The 21,851-nt window shown below is 35.6% G+C and carries 18 protein-coding genes, 1 other RNA gene and 2 pseudogenes; 11 read left to right on the plus strand and 10 right to left on the minus strand.

The genetic code is table 11. The annotated features are described in order from the left end of the window. Positions 1-96 precede the first annotated feature (96 nt). A pseudogene (locus ACFQ02_RS05045) lies at positions 97-2,088 on the minus strand (TonB-dependent receptor domain-containing protein). Positions 2,089-2,439: 351 nt separating this feature from the next. Here ACFQ02_RS05045 and ACFQ02_RS05050 point away from each other — a divergent pair. From ACFQ02_RS05050 to ACFQ02_RS05090, 9 genes are all read left to right on the plus strand, one after another. Beyond that, complete coding sequence (locus ACFQ02_RS05050; protein ID WP_380820098.1) at positions 2,440-3,831, plus strand: DASS family sodium-coupled anion symporter; 1,392 nt, start codon at positions 2,440-2,442, stop codon at positions 3,829-3,831. A 243-nt stretch (positions 3,832-4,074) separates the two neighbouring features. After that, on the plus strand, positions 4,075-4,875 hold the full coding sequence (gene ubiE / locus ACFQ02_RS05055; protein ID WP_380820182.1) for a bifunctional demethylmenaquinone methyltransferase/2-methoxy-6-polyprenyl-1,4-benzoquinol methylase UbiE: 801 nt from the start codon (positions 4,075-4,077) through the stop codon (positions 4,873-4,875). A 26-nt stretch (positions 4,876-4,901) separates the two neighbouring features. Further along, complete coding sequence (locus ACFQ02_RS05060) at positions 4,902-5,561, plus strand: ubiquinone biosynthesis accessory factor UbiJ (protein ID WP_380820102.1); 660 nt, start codon at positions 4,902-4,904, stop codon at positions 5,559-5,561. Continuing rightward, the gene (gene ubiB, locus ACFQ02_RS05065; protein WP_380820104.1) at positions 5,558-7,195 is read left to right on the plus strand and encodes a ubiquinone biosynthesis regulatory protein kinase UbiB; all 1,638 of its coding nucleotides are present in this window, start codon (positions 5,558-5,560) and stop codon (positions 7,193-7,195) included. Before ACFQ02_RS05060 ends, ubiB begins: the two co-directional genes overlap by 4 nt. Positions 7,196-7,293: 98 nt before the next feature. Then, positions 7,294-7,527, plus strand: coding sequence for a Sec-independent protein translocase subunit TatA (gene tatA, locus ACFQ02_RS05070; RefSeq protein WP_380820106.1), 234 nt, complete (start codon positions 7,294-7,296; stop codon positions 7,525-7,527). A 3-nt stretch (positions 7,528-7,530) separates the two neighbouring features. Then, complete coding sequence (gene tatB / locus ACFQ02_RS05075) at positions 7,531-8,112, plus strand: Sec-independent protein translocase protein TatB (protein ID WP_380820109.1); 582 nt, start codon at positions 7,531-7,533, stop codon at positions 8,110-8,112. A gap of 10 nt (positions 8,113-8,122) precedes the next feature. Beyond that, entirely contained in the window at positions 8,123-8,893 is a 771-nt protein-coding gene (gene tatC, locus ACFQ02_RS05080) for a twin-arginine translocase subunit TatC (RefSeq protein WP_380820111.1), read from the plus strand. A gap of 47 nt (positions 8,894-8,940) precedes the next feature. Beyond that, positions 8,941-9,963, plus strand: a complete 1,023-nt coding sequence (gene hemB, locus ACFQ02_RS05085) for a porphobilinogen synthase (protein ID WP_380820113.1) — start codon at positions 8,941-8,943, stop codon at positions 9,961-9,963. 10 nt (positions 9,964-9,973) lie between these two features. Further along, positions 9,974-10,342, plus strand: coding sequence for a DUF4870 family protein (locus tag ACFQ02_RS05090; RefSeq protein WP_380820115.1), 369 nt, complete (start codon positions 9,974-9,976; stop codon positions 10,340-10,342). A gap of 37 nt (positions 10,343-10,379) precedes the next feature. On the opposite strand, the gene glyS is transcribed toward ACFQ02_RS05090, so the two are convergent. Further along, entirely contained in the window at positions 10,380-12,446 is a 2,067-nt protein-coding gene (glyS, locus tag ACFQ02_RS05095) for a glycine--tRNA ligase subunit beta (protein ID WP_380820117.1), read from the minus strand. 17 nt (positions 12,447-12,463) lie between these two features. Further along, entirely contained in the window at positions 12,464-14,428 is a 1,965-nt protein-coding gene (locus tag ACFQ02_RS05100; RefSeq protein ID WP_380820119.1) for an HpaII family restriction endonuclease, read from the minus strand. 442 nt (positions 14,429-14,870) lie between these two features. Here ACFQ02_RS05100 and ACFQ02_RS05105 point away from each other — a divergent pair, with 442 nt between their 5' ends. After that, complete coding sequence (locus ACFQ02_RS05105; protein ID WP_380820121.1) at positions 14,871-15,044, plus strand: hypothetical protein; 174 nt, start codon at positions 14,871-14,873, stop codon at positions 15,042-15,044. A 78-nt stretch (positions 15,045-15,122) separates the two neighbouring features. Here ACFQ02_RS05105 and ACFQ02_RS05110 read toward each other — a convergent pair whose 3' ends face one another. From ACFQ02_RS05110 to ACFQ02_RS05140, 7 genes and pseudogenes are all read right to left on the minus strand, one after another. Next, a complete protein-coding gene (locus tag ACFQ02_RS05110; RefSeq protein WP_380820184.1) occupies positions 15,123-15,383 on the minus strand; it encodes a hypothetical protein in 261 nt (86 codons plus the stop codon). Between the two features lie 27 nt (positions 15,384-15,410). Next, positions 15,411-15,983 (minus strand): annotated as a pseudogene (locus ACFQ02_RS05115) (3'-5' exonuclease); the annotation flags it as partial. A gap of 13 nt (positions 15,984-15,996) precedes the next feature. Further along, positions 15,997-16,905, minus strand: a complete 909-nt coding sequence (gene glyQ / locus ACFQ02_RS05120) for a glycine--tRNA ligase subunit alpha (protein ID WP_380820123.1) — start codon at positions 16,903-16,905, stop codon at positions 15,997-15,999. Positions 16,906-17,017: 112 nt separating this feature from the next. Next, positions 17,018-19,861 carry a DNA polymerase I gene (gene polA / locus ACFQ02_RS05125; RefSeq protein WP_380820125.1) on the minus strand — a complete coding sequence of 948 codons (2,844 nt, stop codon included), beginning with the start codon at positions 19,859-19,861 and terminating at the stop codon, positions 17,018-17,020. Positions 19,862-19,972: 111 nt separating this feature from the next. Then, positions 19,973-20,560: a 5-formyltetrahydrofolate cyclo-ligase gene (locus ACFQ02_RS05130; protein WP_380820127.1), complete on the minus strand. Its 588-nt coding sequence runs from the start codon at positions 20,558-20,560 to the stop codon at positions 19,973-19,975. Between the two features lie 10 nt (positions 20,561-20,570). Further along, positions 20,571-20,754: non-coding RNA, 6S RNA (gene ssrS, locus ACFQ02_RS05135), on the minus strand. An 82-nt stretch (positions 20,755-20,836) separates the two neighbouring features. Continuing rightward, positions 20,837-21,151 (minus strand): cell division protein ZapA, encoded by a 315-nt coding sequence (locus ACFQ02_RS05140; protein ID WP_380820130.1) that lies wholly within the window; start codon positions 21,149-21,151, stop codon positions 20,837-20,839. 131 nt (positions 21,152-21,282) lie between these two features. Here ACFQ02_RS05140 and ACFQ02_RS05145 point away from each other — a divergent pair, with 131 nt between their 5' ends. Then, positions 21,283-21,837 (plus strand): YecA/YgfB family protein, encoded by a 555-nt coding sequence (locus tag ACFQ02_RS05145; protein WP_380820132.1) that lies wholly within the window; start codon positions 21,283-21,285, stop codon positions 21,835-21,837. The last annotated feature ends 14 nt before the right edge of the window (positions 21,838-21,851 follow it).

Genomic DNA, 21,851 nt, shown 5'->3' on the forward strand with positions numbered 1-21,851 from the left:
ACGTTTACTTCTATAGCTCATCAATAAAAAAGGCTGTCTTTAAAAAAACAGCCTTAAAACAACATCAAATTATCGTTAACTAACGATTAATCTAAGTTAAAATGTGTAGTTCACACCTAAACGGAAATCTCTACCTTTTCCTGGCAAAGAATTGATTCCTGTACGTTGTGCATGAGATTTATAATTTTTATCAAATAAATTATTAATCCCTAAATTGATAATTAGATTATCATTTGCTTGCCAACTTGCGTATAAATCATGAACCCCATAACCTGCACGTTTACCGCCACCGCTACCGCGATTACTATCTTCAAAACCAGCGCCTTCAACAAAGCGACCTTTCCAACCAATTTCTAAATTAGGTTGTTCAAATTTATAAGAAGCAGCTGTTGTCCAAGTACGCCCCATTGGAATAGAAGTTGTTGTTTTATCATAAGTTGTGCCATTTAATTTTGGTTTAGAATAAGCTACACCAGCTCTTAGTTTTAAACTACCATATTTAAATGCAGCACCTAATTCATAGCCCTGGTTTTTCAATTTACCTGAGTTATAGATTAAACAACTGTATCTATCATGCTTACCACTAGCATTAGGACTCCCAATCCCACTACATTCATTATTTTTGGTACTTTGGAAATTTTGAAGGTCATCTATGCTCTGCCAAAAATAACTACCATTTAAAGAAAACGTATCTGTTAAATCATAATTAAAACCAAGTTCAATATTTTCAGAATGTTCTGCTTTTAAATCACTTGCTGATGAAAATATATCTTTTCCTGTTGCTGCTTGTACTTCACGTAAACGTGGACTACGACTAGCAAAGTTCCAATTCGCATTAAAATGAAGATCTTTAGTCGCCTCAACAATCAATCCAAGACTCGGATTAAATCTTCCATCACTTACTTCTTTGCCATCCATTGCTTTAAATTTAAATGCATCAAAACGCAATCCTGTCGTCAGCGTAACTGGACCGAATCCCCAGATACCCTCACCATAGAAGCCTAGATCTTGTTTTTGTTGATCTGCAACACCTTCTAATTTTTCAGGTTGTATCCCTTCCTGATGACGATAGTTGATTCCAAATTTCATTAAATGCTTATTAGCAATCGGAAGATCAACATTTATATTCGCCCCTCTTGTCTCAATTTCTGAATATTTTTGTTTCAATTTCATACCAGGTTTCATTTCCTGATCTTTACTCATTTCCATAACATAAGCATTTGCTTTCATTTCAGAAAATGGACCAATATTACGACCTATATACTCCAGGTTAGTAGTGTCTGTTTTTGTTACACGATAGCTACGATGGTTGTCTGCATCAGATTTTTGAGGATTAAAGGAAAAATCAAACTCTTCACGCATGTTACGCTCACCATGAAAACGTTATTGACGATGACTTAACACAACACGATTATTTTCATTAATATCTACTCCTAATTTAAATAGGAGACCTCGCTGTCCAAGTTCGCTACCTTTTACTTTTCTACTATTCCCATCTTCATACTCTTCATCAGCAACCCAATTTGCACTTACTAACGCATCAAATGCACCAGATTTACCATAAACAGTTGTACCTTGTGTATTACCTTTATTACTATAAACTCCAGCATGCAATTTAAATCCGATATTTTGACCTTCTTTTAACAAATCTTGAGCATCAACTGTTGTTGCCACAATAGCTCCACTAGTCGCACCAATTCCTGCACTTGCAGAACCTGTTCCTTTTTGAACATCAATACGCTTGATCAAAGCTGGATCTATCATGAAACGACCCTGATGATGGAAAATTTGGGTATCTGAGTGAGTATTATCAATTTTAAAATCAATTTGATCTTCCCCCATACCTCGAATAGTAACCCACTGAGACGTTCCGCCATTACCACCGCCAAAACTAATAGATGGCTCCGCTTGTAGAATACCCCGCAGATCAGTTTCTGTACTCTTAGATTGATCACTTAGAGTTACAATGTTGGTTTTGCTTTTCGCTCCCGTGTTATGTTCAACTACATTGATAACATCAAGCATTTCTGCTTGCACAGCGGTTGCAACAAAAGCTGCAATTGGCAAAAGAGTAAAATATTTTTTCATTATAAATACCTACAATTGGTTATTAAAGATGATAGTGATTATTATTTAATTAAATTTGGAAGTCAAACTTTTTTTATAATAAAAAAACAATTTATTAACCATATAAAAACAATTAGTTAAGTAAATAATCACTCAACTTAACTAAATGTAAATATCCTAACTGTCTTTAATTTTTTACAAAATATATTAAACATATTTATTTACTTTAATAAATAACCGCACTTTTATTGTGTTTTTTTCATGACAAAGTTCACAATTTTAAAAGAAAAAGATTGCTTTTTTTTAACAACTTGATAACTTCAACATCATTATAGTAAACAAAAATACCCTGTTTTTAATTAAGGATAAACTATGAACACAACTTCAATCTCTACTAAAAAAACCTTTAACAAAAACACCTTAATATTTTTGATCGATATTGTATTGTTTTTTGTATTACTTCATGTTTTACCTTTTGACATAAAAGCGAATAGAGGGCTAGCTCTACTAGTATTTATCGCTATATTATGGCTGACAGAAGCGTTACATGTTACTGTTACTGCAATTTTAGTACCGCTCTTAGCAATAACATTAGATTTAATCACTACAAAAAAGGCGTTAGCCACTTTCTCTGATCCAACAATTTTTCTATTTTTTGGAGGATTTGCTTTAGCCACAACTCTTCACTATCAAAAAATAGATCGGATGATTGCTAATAAAATCATGAGTTTAGCAGGAGGAAATCTATGGATAGCGGTGATTTATTTATTCTCTGTCACTGCATTTCTCTCTATGTGGATCAGTAACACTGCTACCGCCGCAATGATGCTACCTTTAGCAATGGGGATACTCAGTCAATTAAATAAAGAACAAAATCACAATACTTATGTATTTGTGCTACTGGGTATAGCTTACAGTGCTAGTATTGGTGGCATGGGTACCCCCGTAGGTAGCCCACCAAATGCTATTGTAGTATCTAACTTAGGATTAACTTTTTCACAATGGTTATGGTATGGTATTCCAACAATGGTTATTTTAATGCCATTGATGATCGGCACTCTATATATCGTTTTTAAACCTAAATTAAATCTCCATTTCGAGCAAACTTTTGAAAAGATACCAATGACAGCTGAACGAATAACAACGCTGGCAATCTTTAGCTTCATAGCTATTTGTTGGATTCTAAGTAGTCAACTTAACCCTCTATTATCTGGGTTATTTGGCATGACAGAAAAGATCCAAAGCTTTGACAGTGTTATCGCATTATTAGCAGCAATAGCACTTTGTATTACTCGTGTAACTACATGGAAGCATATCCAAGAAAACACCGACTGGGGCGTATTATTCTTATTCGGCGGAGGCTTAACATTGAGTGCTGTATTAAAAGACTCAGGAGCAAGTAAAATCTTGGCTGATGGCATCGTATTTGCTGTTCAAGGTGGTCACTTTTTCGTAATTGGCTTATTAGTAGCAACTTTTATTATTTTCTTAACTGAATTCACTTCTAATACTGCAAGTGCGGCGTTATTAGTACCTATTTTCATTTCTATCGCTCGATCTTTAGGTGTACCTGACACTGGTCTAGCACTCATCATTGGTTTAGGAGCGTCTTGTGCATTTATGTTACCAGTTGCTACCCCACCAAATGCTATCGTATTTGGCACAGGAGAAGTAAAACAACGTGAAATGGTACAAGCAGGTTTCATCCTTAATGTTATCTGTATTTTTGTAATTGCAACAATAGCATACTTTCTTTGGCTTTAACTAAAATTGCACGATCTTTTACCTAATAGTTAGATAAAACCACGTCCTTTAGGGGCGTGAATATAAAGCGCTAGTCCAAGTATAATACTTTTACTTTGGGAGTTCGTAGGAATCCCCAGCTTTTAGGTAGTGGAGGATGCAATGAGAAATTCTAATAATGAATTAAGTAAAAATAAAAAAATAGCGGAGAAAAATCCGCTATTTTTTGTTATCCTAGAACAAATTTTTGTCATGGATAACATTATGAATACGCAATCAAACCAAAATACACCGCACTTTTCTACCCAAACAATGCAAAGTAACGAGGAAACTACGCATTTCGGTTTCAAAACTGTTGCTAAAACAGAAAAGCAACAAATGGTAGCTGGTGTTTTTCATTCTGTTGCCGAAAAATACGATCTAATGAATGATCTACTTTCTTTTGGTATTCATCGCATATGGAAACGTTTTACGATTGATTGCAGTGGAGTACGTAAAGGTCAAAAAGTGTTAGATCTCGCTGGAGGAACAGGTGATTTTACAGCTAAATTATCTCGTATAGTTGGGAGAACAGGAAAAGTTATATTAGCAGATATTAATTCCTCAATGTTGGAAGTTGGACGTGAAAAATTAAGAAATCTCGGCGTTGTTGGTAATGTTGATTATGTTCAAGCTAATGCTGAATCTTTACCTTTTTCAGATAACACTTTCGATTGTGTAATAATCAGCTTTGGATTGCGAAATGTAACAGATAAAGATAAAGCCCTTAAATCAATCTTTCGAGTACTAAAGCCTGGTGGACGTTTACTAGTTTTAGAATTCTCTAAACCTATTTTCGATCCTTTAAGTAAAATTTACAATTTTTATTCTTTCAACATTCTACCAAAAGTTGGGGAGATAATAGTTAATGATGCAGATAGCTATCGTTATTTAGCGGAGTCAATTCGCATGCACCCTAATCAATCTATTTTAAAAGAAATGATGGAAGAAGCAGGCTTTGAACAAGTTAATTACTACAATTTAACTGCTGGTATTGTAGCATTACATCGTGGCTATAAGTTTTAGTTAAATAAGAATAACTAGGAAAAATTATGTTCCCTGATAGCAATCAATTAAAAACACAACTTTTATTTCCACAATTACTCAATGGTGGATTAGAGGCTTTACTTAATTATTTACTAAAACGTACCACACATAGTGAGCGTTATTTATACAAATTAAATGGAAAAGTATTAAAAATTGCTTTACAAAAAATGGATTTCTCATTGTATCTGTTATTTACTGAACGACGTATTGACGTACTAAATCATTATGATGATACGCCCGATTGTTTGGTTAATATTTCTCTTTCTCTACTGTTTAATCCGCCCACAAAACAACAACTTAGCGATCGTATTAATGATCAATCCATTCAATTACAAGGCGATTTAGATGTTTTACAAAACTTCACCGCACTTATGGAAGACTTAGAGAAAGACCCTGCTCGATTGCTTTCGCCTTATATAGGAGACGTATTAGCTTTTAGTTCTGTTAATTTTTTGCAAAATTTAACTAAAAATCTCAAACTAAGATTAGAACAAAGTCAACTTTTTTGGGGGGAGCGTCTAACGGAGGAATGGAAACTAGTTTCACCAAGCCTTGCTATTACTGATTTCTCTCAAAAAGTGGAAAGTGTAGCCAAACAGACCGCACTTTTAGAGCAAAAGTTTAAAAATTTTCAACAATCTTTAGCTGAACGGAAGAATCAATGAAACTCAAAGATTGTCAACATTTCTATAAAATTATAAGCACTTTTCTTATTTACGGTATTGATGAGATACTGCCTCACAATCGCTATACTCGTCCTATTCGTTGCTGGAGAAAACTTCTATTTTGGTTACGTAATCAGCACTCAAATAAGCCTTTTGGTTTGAGATTGCGTTTAGCATTACAAGAACTTGGACCTGTCTGGATTAAGTTAGGGCAAATGCTTTCCACTCGGCGAGATCTGTTTCCGCCCGATATTGCCGATGAACTTGCTCTTTTACAAGATCAAGTCACCCCCTTTGATGGGAAGTTAGCTCGTCAACAAATTGAACAAGCGTTAGGCGATAGTCTTGATGAGTGGTTTATAAATTTTAATGAAACAGCTTTAGCTTCTGCATCAATTGCACAAGTTCACACTGCTACTTTTAATTCAACACAAAAATTCGCAGGAAAAGAAGTCGTCATCAAAGTACTGCGTCCCGATATTTTACCTCAAATTGAGGCTGATTTAAGTTTGATGTATAAATTAGCAGGTTGGATTCCTCGTTTATCTAGCGAGGGCTATCGTTTAAGAGCAGTTGAAGTAATACAAGAATACGAAAAGACACTACGAGATGAGCTAGATTTACGCACAGAAATGGCAAATGCAATTCGTTTACGTGAAAATTTCATTGATAGCCCAATGCTATATGTACCTGAAATGTACTCACACTTTTGCCATAAAAATGTGATTGTAATGGAACGAATTTACGGTATCCCTGTATCAGATGTAGAAGCATTGCGTAAAAATGGCACAAATATGAAGCTATTAGCAGAGCGTGGCGTTCAAGTGTTCTTTACTCAAGTATTTCGTGATAGTTTTTTTCATGCAGATATGCACCCTGGTAATATTTTTGTTAATCCTAATCATCCAGATAATCCTCAATATATTGGTATTGACTGTGGTATCGTAGGAAAATTAAACGATAATGACAAACGTTATTTAGCTGAAAGTTTTGTAGCATTTTTTAATCGAGACTATCGCCGTGTTGCACAAATGCATGTTGATGCAGGCTGGACTCCACAAGATACTGATATTGATGCTTTCGAGCAGGCTTTCCAACAAGTCTGTGAACCTATTTTTGCAAAACCACTGTCAGAAATTTCCTTTGCTCAAGTATTGCTTAACTTGTTCAACGTAGCTCGTGAATTTAACATGCAAGTACAACCGCAGTTAGTGTTGTTACAAAAAACTTTACTCTATATTGAAGGATTGGGCAGACAACTTTATCCACAATTAGATTTATGGGATACCGCAAAGCCTTTTCTACAAAACTGGCTTGATGAACAAATAGGCATGAGAGCATTCATTAAAAACATGAAATGCAAATTGCCTTATCTCAGTGAAAATTTACCTGACTTGCCAGAAAAATTTATAGAAGGATTGAAACAACAAAAATTAATTAACCAACAATTACGAGAACTTAACCAAAAATTAAGCCGCCAGCAAAAATGGCAAAAAAAGGCTTTTGTTCTATTAATAGGAATTATTGTGTTTTTCGGTACACTATGGCACTTTAATAATTTACCTACTATGTTGAGTTCATTTCTTCTTATGCTAAGCTTTGTGATTTGGATGATTGGTGTTTTACTGCTTTAAATCAAGAAAAATGAAAATAATGTAAATTTATATTGTTCAACTGATTGAAAAACGCTATATTTTGGCAGACTTACTTAAATACAAAATAGGAGATTAAAATGGGTCTTGGTGGGATAAGTATTTGGCAACTATTAATTGTATTCTTAATTGTAATAGCATTATTCGGAACTAAAAAATTAAGAAATATTGGTTCTGACTTAGGCAATGCTGTGAAAGGATTTAAAAATGCTATGAGTGATGATTCTACAAAAAAAGATGCTGAGTTTGAAAAATTAACAGATACTGCGGAAAAAACGCAAAATCAAGAAGTGAAACAAAAAGATCAGGTGTAATCCGTGTTCGATATAGGTTTTTCTGAATTATTGTTAGTATTGATTGTGGGCTTAGTCGTTCTGGGTCCGCAGCGTCTACCTGTTGCAATTAGAACAGTAATGGGTTGGATAGCAACTATTCGTGGTTTGGCCGCAAATGTACAAAATGAACTATCACAAGAACTGAAATTACAAGAGTTGCAAGAAAGCATAAAAAAAGCCGAACAGCTAAATTTGCAGCAACTCTCTCCTGAATTAAGCAAAACAGTAGAAGATCTTAAAGTTTCAGCAGATAAAATTAAAGCAGATTTACAAGCGAAAGCTGATGCCACTAACACTAGTTTTGAACAACAAGTGCAAGAACTAAAAAGTGCGGTAGAAAATCAACAAATTTTAGCAAATTCACAAGATCAGCAAGATAAAAATTCAAGTAATACTGCCGCACTTTCGCAGCAAGAGCTAAGTCCAGAGGAGCTGGCTGAAATAGCAGAAGAAGGCGAACCAATGCTACAAATTCCTGAAGATTACTACACTGAAGATGATCTAGCTATAGCTGACGATCAGTGCGAATCCAAATCCATAGATACAGTAAAGAAGAATAGCTAAGAGAAACAATATGGCTGTTGAAGATACCCAACCTTTAATAAATCATCTTATTGAATTACGCAATCGATTATTACGGGGAGTAATTTGCGTTGTAATAGTATTTTTAGCATTAGTTTATTTTGCTAACGACATCTATAATTTTATCGCTTCGCCACTAATCAGCGTAATGCCCAAAGGTGCTAGTATGATTGCGACAAATATAACAACTCCTTTTTTTACTCCGATTAAGCTTACTGGTGTTGTTGCAATTTTCATTTCTGTGCCTTACTTGCTTTATCAAATTTGGGCTTTTGTTGCACCAGCTCTTTACCATCGTGAAAAACGTCTTGTTTATCCACTATTATTCTCAAGTACATTATTATTTTACTGTGGTGTTGCTTTTGCGTACTTTGTAGTATTTCCGCTAGTATTTGGATTTTTAACTAAAAGTGCACCTGAGGGTGTAGCTATTGCAACAGATATTAGCAGTTATTTAGATTTTGTATTAACTATTTTCTTTGCTTTTGGTGTTTGTTTTGAAGTTCCTGTAGCAATTATATTATTATGTTGGACTGGTTTCACTAGTGTGGATGATCTCAAGAAAAAACGTCCTTATATTATTGTAACTGCCTTTGTTGTTGGCATGTTACTAACGCCACCCGATATTTTCTCACAAACGTTGCTTGCTATCCCAATGTGTTTACTGTTCGAAATTGGGTTGTTATTTGCTCATTTTTATCAATCTAAAAATGACGATGAAATATCTGAAAGCACAATTGAAAATAACACTAAACATGAATAGAATTAACTAGCTAATCACCTCTTTTTTATTTTGAGGAATATTCATATATGACAGAACAAATTCTAGGTAGATTTCCCGCCCGTCGTTTACGTCGCATGCGTAAATCAGATTTTAGCCGCCGATTGATAGCGGAAAACAAACTCACTGTTGACGATTTAATTTACCCTGTTTTTATTATTGAAGGAAAAAATCATCGTGAACCTGTGCCTTCAATGCCTAAAATAGAACGTTTAACACTCGATCAGTTACTTATCGAAGCAGAATTACTTGTCAAATATGGGGTACCCGTAATTGCGTTATTTCCAGTAATTGAGCAAGAGAAAAAATCCCTTTACGCAGAAGAAGCCTTTAATCCAAACGGTTTAGTGCAACGTGCAGTAAAATCTCTTAAGTCGCATTTTCCTCAACTGGGTGTGTTAACTGATGTAGCACTTGATCCTTATACTATTCATGGTCAAGATGGAATTACTGATGATAACAGCTATGTGCTAAATGAAGCCACTACAGAAGTGTTAGTCAAACAAGCACTTTCTCACGCCGAAGCAGGTGCGGATATTGTCGCTCCAAGTGATATGATGGATGGCAGAATTCACAGAATACGAACCGCACTTGAGGAACAAGGTTTTATCAATACCTTAATTATGGCTTACTCAGCAAAATATGCATCAAATTACTACGGTCCATTCCGAGATGCCGTAGGTTCATCTGCAAATCTAAAAGGTGCAGATAAAAAAACTTATCAAGTCGATCCAGCTAATGGCAATGAAGGTTTACAGGAAGTTGCATTAGACATCAAGGAAGGTGCTGATATGGTAATGGTAAAGCCAGGCATGCCTTACTTAGATATGGTTTATCGAGTAAAAAATAAATTTGGTGTACCAACTTTTGCCTACCAAGTTTCTGGTGAGTATGCAATGCATATGGCTACAATCCAAAATGGTTGGCTAAAAGAAAAAGAATGTATCATGGAAAGTTTACTTTGCTTTAAACGAGCTGGTGCTGATGGCATCTTGACTTATTTTGCCAAACAAGTGGCCGAATGGCTATATTTAGAAAATAAAAATAAATAAGGAGAAAAAAATGAATGAAAACAAACCAATAGATCTTTTGGATACTTCGTTGTTGCAACATAAAAATTATATGTTTATCACTTATGGCACTTTTGCAATAAGCCTTTTCCTGCCTTTCATTGCTATCGTTGGGGTGATTTTAGCTTATATGAAGCGTGAAGAAGTAGCGAATACAATCTATGCAAATCACCTTAATTATTTAATCCGCACTTTTTGGGGTTCAATTATTGGAGGAATCATTGGTTTTATTCTTTCAATAATTTTAGTTGGTTATGTTGTACTTTTCATTGTTAGTATTTGGTACATTTTCCGCATTATCTACGGTTTTATTAAACTGACAAATTATCAATCAGTTAGCCCAACAAGCTGGCTCAAATAAAAAAAAGCGTTGATGGAAATCAACGCCTTTTCTTTCATTATTGTAGCAAAGAAATATCTGCAACTTGTAAAAATAAAGATTGTAAATGTTTTAGAATTGCGAGTCGATTTTGACGAACTTTTTTATCTTCAGCATTCACCATTACATTATCAAAGAAAGTATCAACAGGTTGACGGAGATTTGCTAACTTATCTAATACTGTAGTGTAATCACCTTTAACAATTAATGGTTGAACTTCATTTTTCAATGTAATCACAGATTCTGCTAATGCTTTTTCTGCTGGTTCAACGCAAACATTTAAATCAATCTCAGCAATCTCAACATCTGCTTTAGCAAGAATATTACTCACACGCTTATTCGATGCTGCTAATGCTTCAGCACTATCTAAAGAACGGAAATGAGAGACAGCACGCACACGAGCATCAAAATCCGCTGGCTTTGTAGGACGGCGAGCAAGCACAGACTGAATTACATCTACTGCAATACCTTCTCCTTCATACCACGCACGGAAACGACCGAGCATAAAATCCACGACCTCTTCCACCACATTTTTATTAGTCAGCTTATCGCCGAAAAGTGCGGTCGATTTTGATACGATTTCAGCCAAATCGAGCGGCAGGTTTTTCTCCACGATAATGCGAAGTGAACCTAATGCTGCACGGCGAAGTGCGAATGGATCAGCACTGCCTTTTGGTGCTTGACCGATACCGAAAATTCCCGTAAGCGTGTCGAATTTATCTGCTAAGGCTACAGAGCAAGCTACTAAGCTGTTCGGCAAGTTGTCGCCAGCAAAACGAGGCATGTATTGCTCGTTAAGTGCCACTGCTACTTCTTCATCCTCGCCATCTGCTCGTGCATAGTGCATACCCATCACGCCTTGCGTGTCAGTAAATTCAAACACCATATTAGTCATCAAGTCGCATTTTGATAGCAATCCTGCACGTTTTGCTTTAGTTTGATCCGCTCCGATTTGTGCTGCAATTTCACCTGCTAATGCTTCAATACGAGCCGTTTTATCACGCAATGTACCCAATTGTTGTTGGAACAGCACCGTTTCAAGGCGTGGTAATTGCTCTTCCAATTTCTGTTTTAAATCAGTTTTGAAGAAGAACTCCGCATCGGTCAAGCGAGGGCGAACTACTTTCTCGTTACCTTCGATGATTTTACTTGGATCTTCTGGATTGATGTTCGACACAAAAATAAAGTGCGGTAATAATTTTCCGTTTTTATCATAAATCGGGAAGTATTTTTGATCGCCTTTCATTGTGTAAACTAAAGCTTCTGCTGGTACAGCTAAAAAACGCTCTTCAAACTTGGCTATCAGCACATTCGGATATTCTACAAGAGAGGTTACCTCATCAAGCAAATCTTCTTCAATATCTGCTACGCCACCAAGTGCGGTCGCTTTTTCTTGAGATTTTGCAAGGATCAACGATTTTCGTTCGTTGAAATCTGCCACTACCGATCCACGATCTTTCAATAATTGTGGATATTGATCCGCATTTTCAATAGTAAATTCACGCTCGCCTAAGAAACGATGACCACGAATAGTTCTGCCACTTTTCACGCCCAAAATCTCACCTTCAATCAAATCCGCACCAAATAAAAGAGTGACGGTATGCACAGGGCGGACGAACTGCTCGCTCTTATCGCCCCAACGCATAGTTTTAGGAATCGGCAAATTCGCCAGTGATTTAGCAATAATATCTACTAGCAAATTTTTAGTCGGCTGACCTTCAATCACTGCACGGTGAACCAACCACTCGCCCTTATCGGTCGCAACGCGTTCCGCTTGCTCAACAGTAATCCCACAGCCTTTCGCCCAGCCTTCCGCTGCTTTGGTCGGCTTTCCTTCGGCGTCAAACGCCACCGACACCGCAGGACCTCTTTTTTCGATCTGCTTGCTTGGTTGGCTATCCGCAAGGTTCAACACCTTGACCGCTAAACGGCGAGGAGCAGCAAACCATTCTACTTTATCAAAAGCCAAACTCGCTTGGTTTAACTCTTGCTCTACATTCTCCGCAAATGCGGTCGCTAATTTTTTGAGTGCCTTCGGTGGCAGCTCTTCTGTGCCGATCTCGGCGAGGAAGTTTTGTGTTGTCATTTTGTTTTTCTCTGTCTCTAAAATCTAAGTTGTAAATTTAATTTGAAATAAAGATTACCATTTTCCGCAATCAATGAACCATATCGATGACGAGTAGTAGATGGAGTATCAAAACGGATATTTTCATATAAATAATTTTCTAGACTAGCTAAGTCAGTAATATGATAAGCAAGTTGAGAACCATCACTTTTTACGACAATCGTACCATTAGCAAGATATTGTCCATTCCACTTAGAACCTGCAAAGAATCCTAGTAAAATTGCAACTAATAATTTCTTAACTTTAATTCTTAAACCATCTAAATCTGTACCAAATAATTCAGAATTTTGAGCAAAAATAGAGCGTAGATTTTCATCAATCGTATTTGTTCTATTTTTATGAAACTCAAGCAACATCATTGCCGCTAATTTAGGCATAATGCTATCAACTAGATCAAGGTTATATCCCATCGTTGTTTGCTCAATGCAATCAAACTCTAAATATCCACCTTGTTGATAAATAGCTGATATACGATCCTTTAATTTTGTTTTTGTGTTAATAGAATTAATCTCATCTAATAGTTCTGACGATAAATTTCTAACTTTATACACAAAATTGGTATTTCCTGAAGCATTTAATAAAGTTGGATCACTTCCTAAATATGATTTAATACCAAAACCTTGCTCACTGTATTGCCCTGTTTCATCTTCTACATCTAGTACAATATCTGCTTTCTGATTAGAGTTTCCACCTTTAATTAAGGTAACTCCTAACTGATTGCTAATGATATGAAACTCTGGAATATCAAAAGTCCCACGCCCATTTTTTATGCTTTCAGCAAGAGTATCTAATACATTTTGATTTAAAAATGAAGATGTTTTCACTTGATGAACTACACCTGTTTTCTTATCTTCTACTTCAACAATATCATTTTCTGATAAATAGCAATCTTGCTGAATGTTAAGTGTAGTGACTTTATTCACTTTGAAGAAATCTTGCTTTTGATTGAGATCCTTATCCGCTAAATAAATTTTTTGATCAGTTAATAATTTTAAGAAAGTATAAAGCTCAGTCCACTCACCTTTATTTTTTGTTTTTTTCACTTCATCTTTTCCATTCATATGATCCAAAAAATTCATATATTCGATCATTCTTTCTCCGCAAGCTCTTACAGCATCAACAGCAACACTATTGCCAAGCTGTTTCATTGCTTGTGATTTAGGTACAGGAAACTCAAAATCATCAGGAAAACCCTGCATTTTTTTTGCTTGTTCAGGCATAACCTGACGAACTTCACCATCAACTAAATAATGATCCCAGTTTCTACGATCCCCAATTTTAGAACCACGACCACCAACACGGAGTGTATAACCTATTTCTCGATCACAAATTCCTCCCCAAACATCGGACATTGTTAATTTTAGTGGTATTGGCTGTGGAAAAGAGAAATTACTCAATATCTGATCATCTCTAAAACCGATCATAAAAGCACGTGGTCGTAATTGTGGTAATCCAAAATCTGAAGCCTTAATAATCTGAAAATAGAAACTATATCCCAATTCTTGTTCTAGAATATCACGAATAATTTTGAATGTTTTTCCATTATCGTGATTGACAATACCTCGAACATTCTCTAAAAAAAACGCTTTAGGTTTTTTAGCTTCTAAAATTTCAACAATATTAAAAAATAAATTCCCTCTTTCAGATTTATGCGTATCGTTAAATCCACGCTTATATCCTGCTTGGCTGAACGGCTGACAAGGAAATCCAGCACAAAGCACATCAAAATCGGGTAAATCAAAAGAGCTTATTTTTCTAATATCATCATTAAAATTATTGCTATAAAATAAGTTAGGATTACTTTTTTTGAAATTATACTCATAGGTTTTTCTTGCGTATTCATCTATTTCAGAAGCAAATACACATTCTCCACCAAGACTTTCCATTGCTAGATGAAATCCACCAATCCCAGCAAATAAATCAATAAAAGTAAACTTTTTCATTCTTATATTATTTCTTAACATCATTTCAAATTGTGCACACGGTGTATACACAATTTTGCAGACACTGTGTGCAAAATCTTAATCTCTCTGAATTCTGCAATCACTGATTTCACAATCTCAACTCAAACCTTTCTTTCACTTTCTCAATCTGCTGCTTCATTCTGTTCGCTACATGATACCAAGCCAATGGTTGGGTTGTCATCGCCCCTTTAAACTGTTTATCATACAGGCGAACATAAGTGTCTATTTGCCCGATATCTTGATGCTTGAGCCTGCCGATTTTACCGTTCCACAAAGGCAAAAATCTTTACCCAGTTCAAGCAAAAAATCTTATAAATTACTACTAGGCTTTATTGGTAGCTTTTATCCTGCAAATTGAGAAAATCCAGAATGTACGGTTCTCACAAATAATCTTGGATTGTCTCTTTCAGTGGTTCGCTTTTTGCCACTGAGTCTTGCACCACAAGCTCTTTCTATTGGTTTGCCAGCTGCCACTCGTAGTAAAGCACTAAAATTTGACGATCTAGGGTTCAAAGCGACTAATTTCCCAGTAGCTCAGCACCATAGCAGAATTGACCGTTTGGCGAATATAAGATCTTGCTCGCTCAATAATTAGAGCGGTGTTCTGAATTAATGCTGAATTTGTGGTTAAGTTGCTTATTTTGCAAATATCCTACTGAAAAATAACCACTTGTCAGCTAAAAAAATCTTCTAACTCTGCCAAATCCAGTACAATTTTATTGCCTTCCAATAACAAAGCGGGGATGCCAATCGAACCATTTATTTTCACTTGCTCAAACGCAGAGTGAGTATCCCGTAATTTCAAAAATGCTTTAAGAGCTGCACCACTTTTAGTCATATCAAACGGTACATATTTCACTCCCAATTTTTCTAATTTTGCGATAAATGGTGCAGTATCTGGACACCAGTCTGCAAAATATAGAACAGGTTTCATCTGTTTCTCCTTTCGTTTTTCCATTAAATAACAATAAATCCTTAGACAAGCATAAGCATCTAATGCAGCATATTTTAATTGAGCATTAGATAGCCGAATAGCTGCCCAATTTGACTTTTGCTGAGATTTGGACATTTTTTCATTAAACAAAATAGCATAAATTCTGCGTAATGCTTTATCTTTAATGCCAAATTCATCAACAATATCTTGCAAATCAATAAAGCCTGCAAAAGGAAAATCAGGAACTAAAAGTTTAATACTACAACAATCATCTTTCAGACCTAAGCCAATTTTTTTGATATGAGGTGCTGCCAACAACTTTGCCAATTCAATCGGAATGCCGATTTTACTAGTTAGAAAGAGATAAGCATCAGTTTGGGTTGAAATTTGAATTAAGGCGACCTTATTGTGACGATAACCTTTACCAAACGCTGGTTTCCATTCACTATCAAAACCGACAACTTTCTCTTGTTTTAGAAATTTCAACGCATTATTGGCTTTTTCTAATGTATCAATGGGGTGTATCCGCCCACTAAATACAGCAATGTTGTCTATTTCAGCCAGATCCTGCTTTGATATACTTTCCTTAAAACCGTACATTCTGCTCACAAAATTATTTCTTACAACCAGGGAATCCTAGGGCTTCACGGCTTGCGTAATACGCTTCGGCAACGCCTTTAGTTAAAGCACGAATGCGTAAAATGTAGCGTTGGCGTTCGGTAACAGAAATCGCTTTGCGAGCGTCTAATAAGTTGAAACTGTGAGCCGCTTTTAAGATGCGTTCGTAAGCAGGCAATGGTAACGGTTTTTCTAAGTTAAGTAAGTACTGAGCCTCTTTTTCGTACTGTTCAAAACATTGGAACAAGAAATCTACATCGGCGTACTCAAAGTTGTAAGTTGATTGCTCCACTTCGTTTTGGTGAAATACATCGCCGTAGGTGGTTTTACCCAGTTCGCCATCAGACCAAACAAGGTCATAAACGCTATCTACGCCTTGAATATACATTGCTAAACGCTCTAAACCGTAAGTAATTTCACCCGTAACTGGTTTACACTCTAAACCACCGACCTGTTGGAAGTAAGTAAATTGGGTCACTTCCATACCGTTTAGCCACACTTCCCAGCCTAATCCCCATGCACCTAGCGTTGGATTTTCCCAATTGTCTTCTACAAAACGAATGTCGTTTTGAGTTGGGTCGAAGCCAAGCATTTTCAGGCTATCAAGGTAAAGTTCTTGAATATTATCTGGCGACGGTTTAATCACTACTTGGAATTGATAGTAGTGTTGTAAACGATTCGGATTTTCGCCGTAGCGACCATCTGTCGGACGACGGGACGGTTGCACATAGGCAAATGCCATCGGTTCAGTACCTAACGCACGCAAACAAGTCATTGGATGTGATGTACCTGCACCCACTTCCATATCAAACGGTTGAACTATGGTACAGCCTTGATTTGCCCAATAATCCTGCAGTGCTAAGATCATTCCTTGAAAAGTTTTTACATTATATTTATTTGACATTTTTGACCTACAAAACTTTAATAAAATGTGAATTACTATATATCAAAATCGGATTTTATCCAATCTTTGTTAATCCTTTTGTACTAAAAGTGCGGTGAAATTTTCTCATATTTTAATGTGCCTCATCCCAATTTATCCCAACTCCAACATCAACAATGAGAGGTACAATTAATTGAGTAGCATTTTCCATTAATGTTTTTATACGAGAACAATATTCTTCTACTTTTTCTGACCGCACTTCAAACACCAGTTCGTCATGTACTTGCATAAGCATGCGAATATTGCTGTCATTTTTTATCTCCTGTGCAATAGTTATCATCGCTAGTTTGATAATATCCGCAGCTGTACCTTGCATTGGAGCATTAATCGCTACACGCTCAGCTCCTTTCCGTCGCATCGCATTTGATGAATGAATATCTGGCAAATATAAACGGCGACCAAATAGTGTTTCTACGTAACCTTGTAATTTAGCTTTTTCACGAATATTGGTCATAAACGTCTGCACCATTGGATAACGCTGAAAGTATAAGTCTATGTATTTTTGTGCATTTGCACGCGAAATGCCTAACTGTTTAGCAAGACCAAAAGCACTCATACCATAAATTAAACCAAAATTAATTGCTTTTGCACTACGACGTTGTTCCGTCGTTACTTGATCTAAAGGTAATCCAAAAATCTCAGCTGCAGTAGAGCGATGAATGTCTTTTCCATCTTTAAATGCAGAAATTAACCCTTTATCTTGTGATAAGTGTGCCATAATGCGAAGCTCAATCTGAGAATAGTCTGCTGCAACAATTTTAAATCCTTCTGATGGAATAAAAGCTCGACGAATACGGCGACCTTCATCATTACGAATTGGAATGTTTTGTAAATTAGGATCACTTGAAGATAATCGTCCTGTCGCAGTAACGGCTTGATGATAAGATGTATGTACACGCCCTGTGTTCGGATTAACCATTTGAGGCAATTTATCAGTATAAGTGGATTTTAATTTTGATAACCCTCGATGCTCAATTAACAACTTAGGTACAATATGTCCCATGCTAGCTAATTCATCTAATACTTCTTCATTAGTGGATGGAACACCTCGAGGAGTTTTTGCAATTACAGGTAGCCCCAATTTATTAAATAAGATTTCTTGTAATTGCTTAGTCGAAGCTAAATTAAACGTTTCACCGCATTGCTCAAAAACTTGTTGTTCAATCACACTTAATTTTTCTGCAATTTCATTTGATTGTGCTAATAATGCCTTACTATCGATAAGTACGCCATTACGTTCCATTTGTGATAACACTTCCATCAGCGGTAGTTCTATCTCATTAAATAATTTCAGTAATTTTGGTATTTTTTGCAATTCGTCCCATAGTTGTTGATGTAATTTCATCGTTACATCAGCATCTTCTGCAGCGTATTCCGTAGCCTGTTCAATATCAATTTGATCAAAAGTCAATTGATTTTTACCTTTCCCTGCCAACTGCTCAAATGAAATTGTTTCATATCCCAAATAGCGTTTCGCTAATTCATCCATATTATGTCGACCCGTACTATTCAGCACATAGGACTCTAACATGGTATCAAACGTAACTCCCTGCAACTCAACATCATTATTTGCGAGAATAGTTAAATCATATTTAATATTTTGCCCAACTTTTTTAATCTTTTTATTTTCTAATATTGGTTTAAGTTGAGCCAAACAAGATGTCTTATCTATTTGATTAATATCTAATTTCACTGAATTAGCTGTAATCATCGTTTCACTAAATAAATCAGCTTGACTATCTATTTTGCTTTTATGAGCAATTGGAATATAGCATGCTTCACCATTTTCTATAGCAAAAGAAATTCCCACTAACTCCGCTGTCATCGCATCAAGCGAGGTTGTCTCCGTATCTACTGCAACAAAAGCCGCATTCTGAATTTTTTTAATCCAATTTTCTAATTGAGCTTGCGTATTGACAGTTTCATATAAAGAGCGGTCAATTTTTATTTTATTTTGAAGAGGCTCTGGTGGCATGATTGTTGTAGAAGTTTGGTAATTTTGCTTTTCAATTTTTGAAATAGATTTCACCGCACTTTTACTGTTAAAATCAGCTAACCATCGTTTAAATTCGTAACGACTAAAATACTCTTCTAGTTTTTGCTGATCACTTTCAGCCAAGATCAATTGCTCTGCCTGAATATCAAGCACAACATCAGTTTTAATAGTAGCAAGCAAATAAGATAAATCAGCATCAGATTTGCCGTTTTTTAGTTTTTCACCGAGAGTTTTCGCACCTCGAATAGATAAATTCGCCACTTTATCAAGGTTACGATAAATTTCAGTCATAGACCCAATACCTTTAAGCAATGCAAGTGCAGTCTTTTCACCAACACCTGCGACACCTGGAATATTGTCTGAGCTATCACCCATTAACGCTAAATAATCAATAATTAACTCTGGAGGAATACCATATTTTTCAATTACACCAGCACGATCTAACAATGTGTTATTCATAGTATTAATCAACATAATATTATCATTAACTAATTGGGCCATATCTTTATCACCCGTACTAATTAATACTTTTTTACCGCTATCAGATGCTTGAACTGCAAGTGTACCTATTACATCATCAGCTTCAACTCCATCCACTACTAACAATGGAATCCCTAACGCTCGGATAATATCGTGCAAAGGCTGAATTTGTGATCGTAATTCATCTGCCATTGGTGGACGATGAGATTTATATTGCTCAAAAATTTCATCACGAAATGTTTTTCCCTTAGCATCAAACACTACTGCCAAGTGGCTTGGTTGAACTTTTGCAATCAAACTTTTTAGCATATTCAATACTCCATACATTGCTCCTGTAGGTTCACCTAAAGAGTTGGTCAATGGTGGAAAAGCATGGTAAGCACGATATAGATAAGAAGATCCATCAACTAAAACAAGGGGATTTTGTGCAATTTGTGCCATAAATATACTCAATTTCGATTATTTATCGCAGATTATAAACTAAAGCAAATATTTCGCCTAATAAAGAAAGAGACAGAACAGATTATATTAAACCAACTGAGTACAATCAGACTAATCCGTCAATACCATTGCAAGAGGAATATCCCAAATTTCTGTAGGTAAATTATCAAGTTGCTGACATCGATGTGCTAATCCTACGGGTAGAAATGATTTTTGTTGCCAATGTTGTAAAGTGCGGTCATAAAATCCTCCGCCCATACCAATTCGATTACCATTTTTATCAAAAGCGACTAGCGGAGTGAAAATAATATCTATTTGTTCGAGAGGAACGACATTTTGCACGTTAAGCTTAGGTTGTAAAATACCATACCTATTTTTTTGCATAATAGTATCCGATTGATATTTAAGAAATAATAAATTTCCTCTTGAAAAAGGGTGCAATACAGGTAAAGTAACATTGATCTTTTCTTGCCATAATTTCTTAATCAATGATTCGGTTGAAATTTCACTATCAAAAGACAAATATAAGGCAACTGTTTGGCATCCATGTTGTTCAACTAAATTTAAAGCTTTTTCAGTAATACATCGTTCAGCTTGTTGTTGCTCAAATGTAGTAAGTCGGTGACGAACCTCACGCATTTGATGGCGAATTTGATTTCTCGTTTGGTTAGACTGTTGAGAAGGCAAGTAAGTATTCATAACACTTTTGAAAGAACCCGAGATGCCGTTGCAGATGGTCAGTCCTTGAACCCTACGGTTCAAGGGAATCAGTTGCAATTGTTTTTAGGCTTCTTACTCATAGTAAGCTTGCACACCAACAACAGGACACCGACTCATAATAATCTTAGTATCGGCTCAGGGACATAATCCGCTAACGCACATCCCAGGTAATTCTTAAATTTATTTAATACTATCTTAATTTAATTTAATTGACTAGATTAATTTTTCAATATTTACGTAAAATAACAATATTGATTAATATTTTATCGCTTCGTCAGTCTTGGCGGCTAAAATTCCGTCTAAAGAACTATCTAATTGCTGAATACGAGCCGAAACAATATCTTCAATTAATTGTTTTTTCTGCTCTGCTTGGATGAGTTCATAACTTAAATTCAAAGCTACTATAGATAGCACTTTCTCAATATTTAAAATACCTGTCCGTTCTTTCATTTCGAATATCCGTTGATCAAGTATTTTAGCTGCTTGTCGTAATACATCATGCTGATCTTCTGGACAGTTTAAGCGTAGCATTTGCCCTAATACTGGCACTTCGATAATTTTTAATGACATATAATTTTCCACTCTGATTTTTCAATCATTATGCCATAGCAAATTATTTTCGCCATAAAAAATCTATTTGTTTGGTGGTTGCATAATCAGAACAGTGGTAAACTAGTGGTAAATTCACATAGGAATAAGATATGACTAAAAAACCTTACTCTTATTTAGAGCTTGATCAAAAATTGCATCAAGCTAGTATTTCAGTTTCTGCAGCAGAATTACATGGATTATTAACTGGCTTGGTTTGTGGTAATGTTAGTGAACAACAATGGCAGTCGCTAATTTATCAATTTACTAATGATAATCATGCCTATCCAACTTCGCTTTTAAAAGATATAGAAGTTATTTACCAACACATTATTAATACGCTATTAGATGTTAATAGCTTTAATTTCGAACTTTTTTTACCTAAGGAAGATGTTTTTTTGCGTGCAGATGGATTATCAGAATGGGTAAGTCATTTTTTACTTGGTTTAGGATTAACTCAGCCTTATTTAGACAAAGAAAAAGGTGAAATTGCTGAAGCCCTAACAGATTTGCAAGATATTGCTCAACTAGGCTATGATGAATCAGACAATATTGATGAATTAAATGATGCAATAGAAGAACTTATCGAATATATTCGTACTGTCGTTGCTCTTTTCCATTCTCATTTCCGTCCCTTAGTTACTGAGACTAAAACGGTATTACACTAAATCAAATAAAGGAA

It is taken from the genome of Seminibacterium arietis (assembly GCF_042675725.1).
GTDB classification, from domain to species: domain Bacteria; phylum Pseudomonadota; class Gammaproteobacteria; order Enterobacterales; family Pasteurellaceae; genus Seminibacterium; species Seminibacterium arietis.

Bases quoted from the DNA above. Each gene is read 5' to 3' on its own strand.
- polA (WP_380820125.1), bottom strand. From the start codon at position 19,861: ATGGCACAAATTGCACAAAATCCCCTTGTTTTAGTTGATGGATCTTCT.
- ACFQ02_RS05130 (WP_380820127.1), bottom strand. From the start codon at position 20,560: ATGAATACTTACTTGCCTTCTCAACAGTCTAACCAAACGAGAAATCAA.
- ACFQ02_RS05060 (WP_380820102.1), top strand. From the start codon at position 4,902: ATGTTCCCTGATAGCAATCAATTAAAAACACAACTTTTATTTCCACAA.
- ACFQ02_RS05110 (WP_380820184.1), bottom strand. From the start codon at position 15,383: ATGAAACCTGTTCTATATTTTGCAGACTGGTGTCCAGATACTGCACCA.
- ACFQ02_RS05140 (WP_380820130.1), bottom strand. From the start codon at position 21,151: ATGTCATTAAAAATTATCGAAGTGCCAGTATTAGGGCAAATGCTACGC.
- ACFQ02_RS05090 (WP_380820115.1), top strand. From the start codon at position 9,974: ATGAATGAAAACAAACCAATAGATCTTTTGGATACTTCGTTGTTGCAA.
- ACFQ02_RS05145 (WP_380820132.1), top strand. From the start codon at position 21,283: ATGACTAAAAAACCTTACTCTTATTTAGAGCTTGATCAAAAATTGCAT.
- glyQ (WP_380820123.1), bottom strand. From the start codon at position 16,905: ATGTCAAATAAATATAATGTAAAAACTTTTCAAGGAATGATCTTAGCA.
- glyS (WP_380820117.1), bottom strand. From the start codon at position 12,446: ATGACAACACAAAACTTCCTCGCCGAGATCGGCACAGAAGAGCTGCCA.
- ubiE (WP_380820182.1), top strand. From the start codon at position 4,075: ATGAATACGCAATCAAACCAAAATACACCGCACTTTTCTACCCAAACA.
- hemB (WP_380820113.1), top strand. From the start codon at position 8,941: ATGACAGAACAAATTCTAGGTAGATTTCCCGCCCGTCGTTTACGTCGC.
- tatC (WP_380820111.1), top strand. From the start codon at position 8,123: ATGGCTGTTGAAGATACCCAACCTTTAATAAATCATCTTATTGAATTA.
- ACFQ02_RS05050 (WP_380820098.1), top strand. From the start codon at position 2,440: ATGAACACAACTTCAATCTCTACTAAAAAAACCTTTAACAAAAACACC.
- ubiB (WP_380820104.1), top strand. From the start codon at position 5,558: ATGAAACTCAAAGATTGTCAACATTTCTATAAAATTATAAGCACTTTT.
- tatA (WP_380820106.1), top strand. From the start codon at position 7,294: ATGGGTCTTGGTGGGATAAGTATTTGGCAACTATTAATTGTATTCTTA.
- ACFQ02_RS05100 (WP_380820119.1), bottom strand. From the start codon at position 14,428: ATGAAAAAGTTTACTTTTATTGATTTATTTGCTGGGATTGGTGGATTT.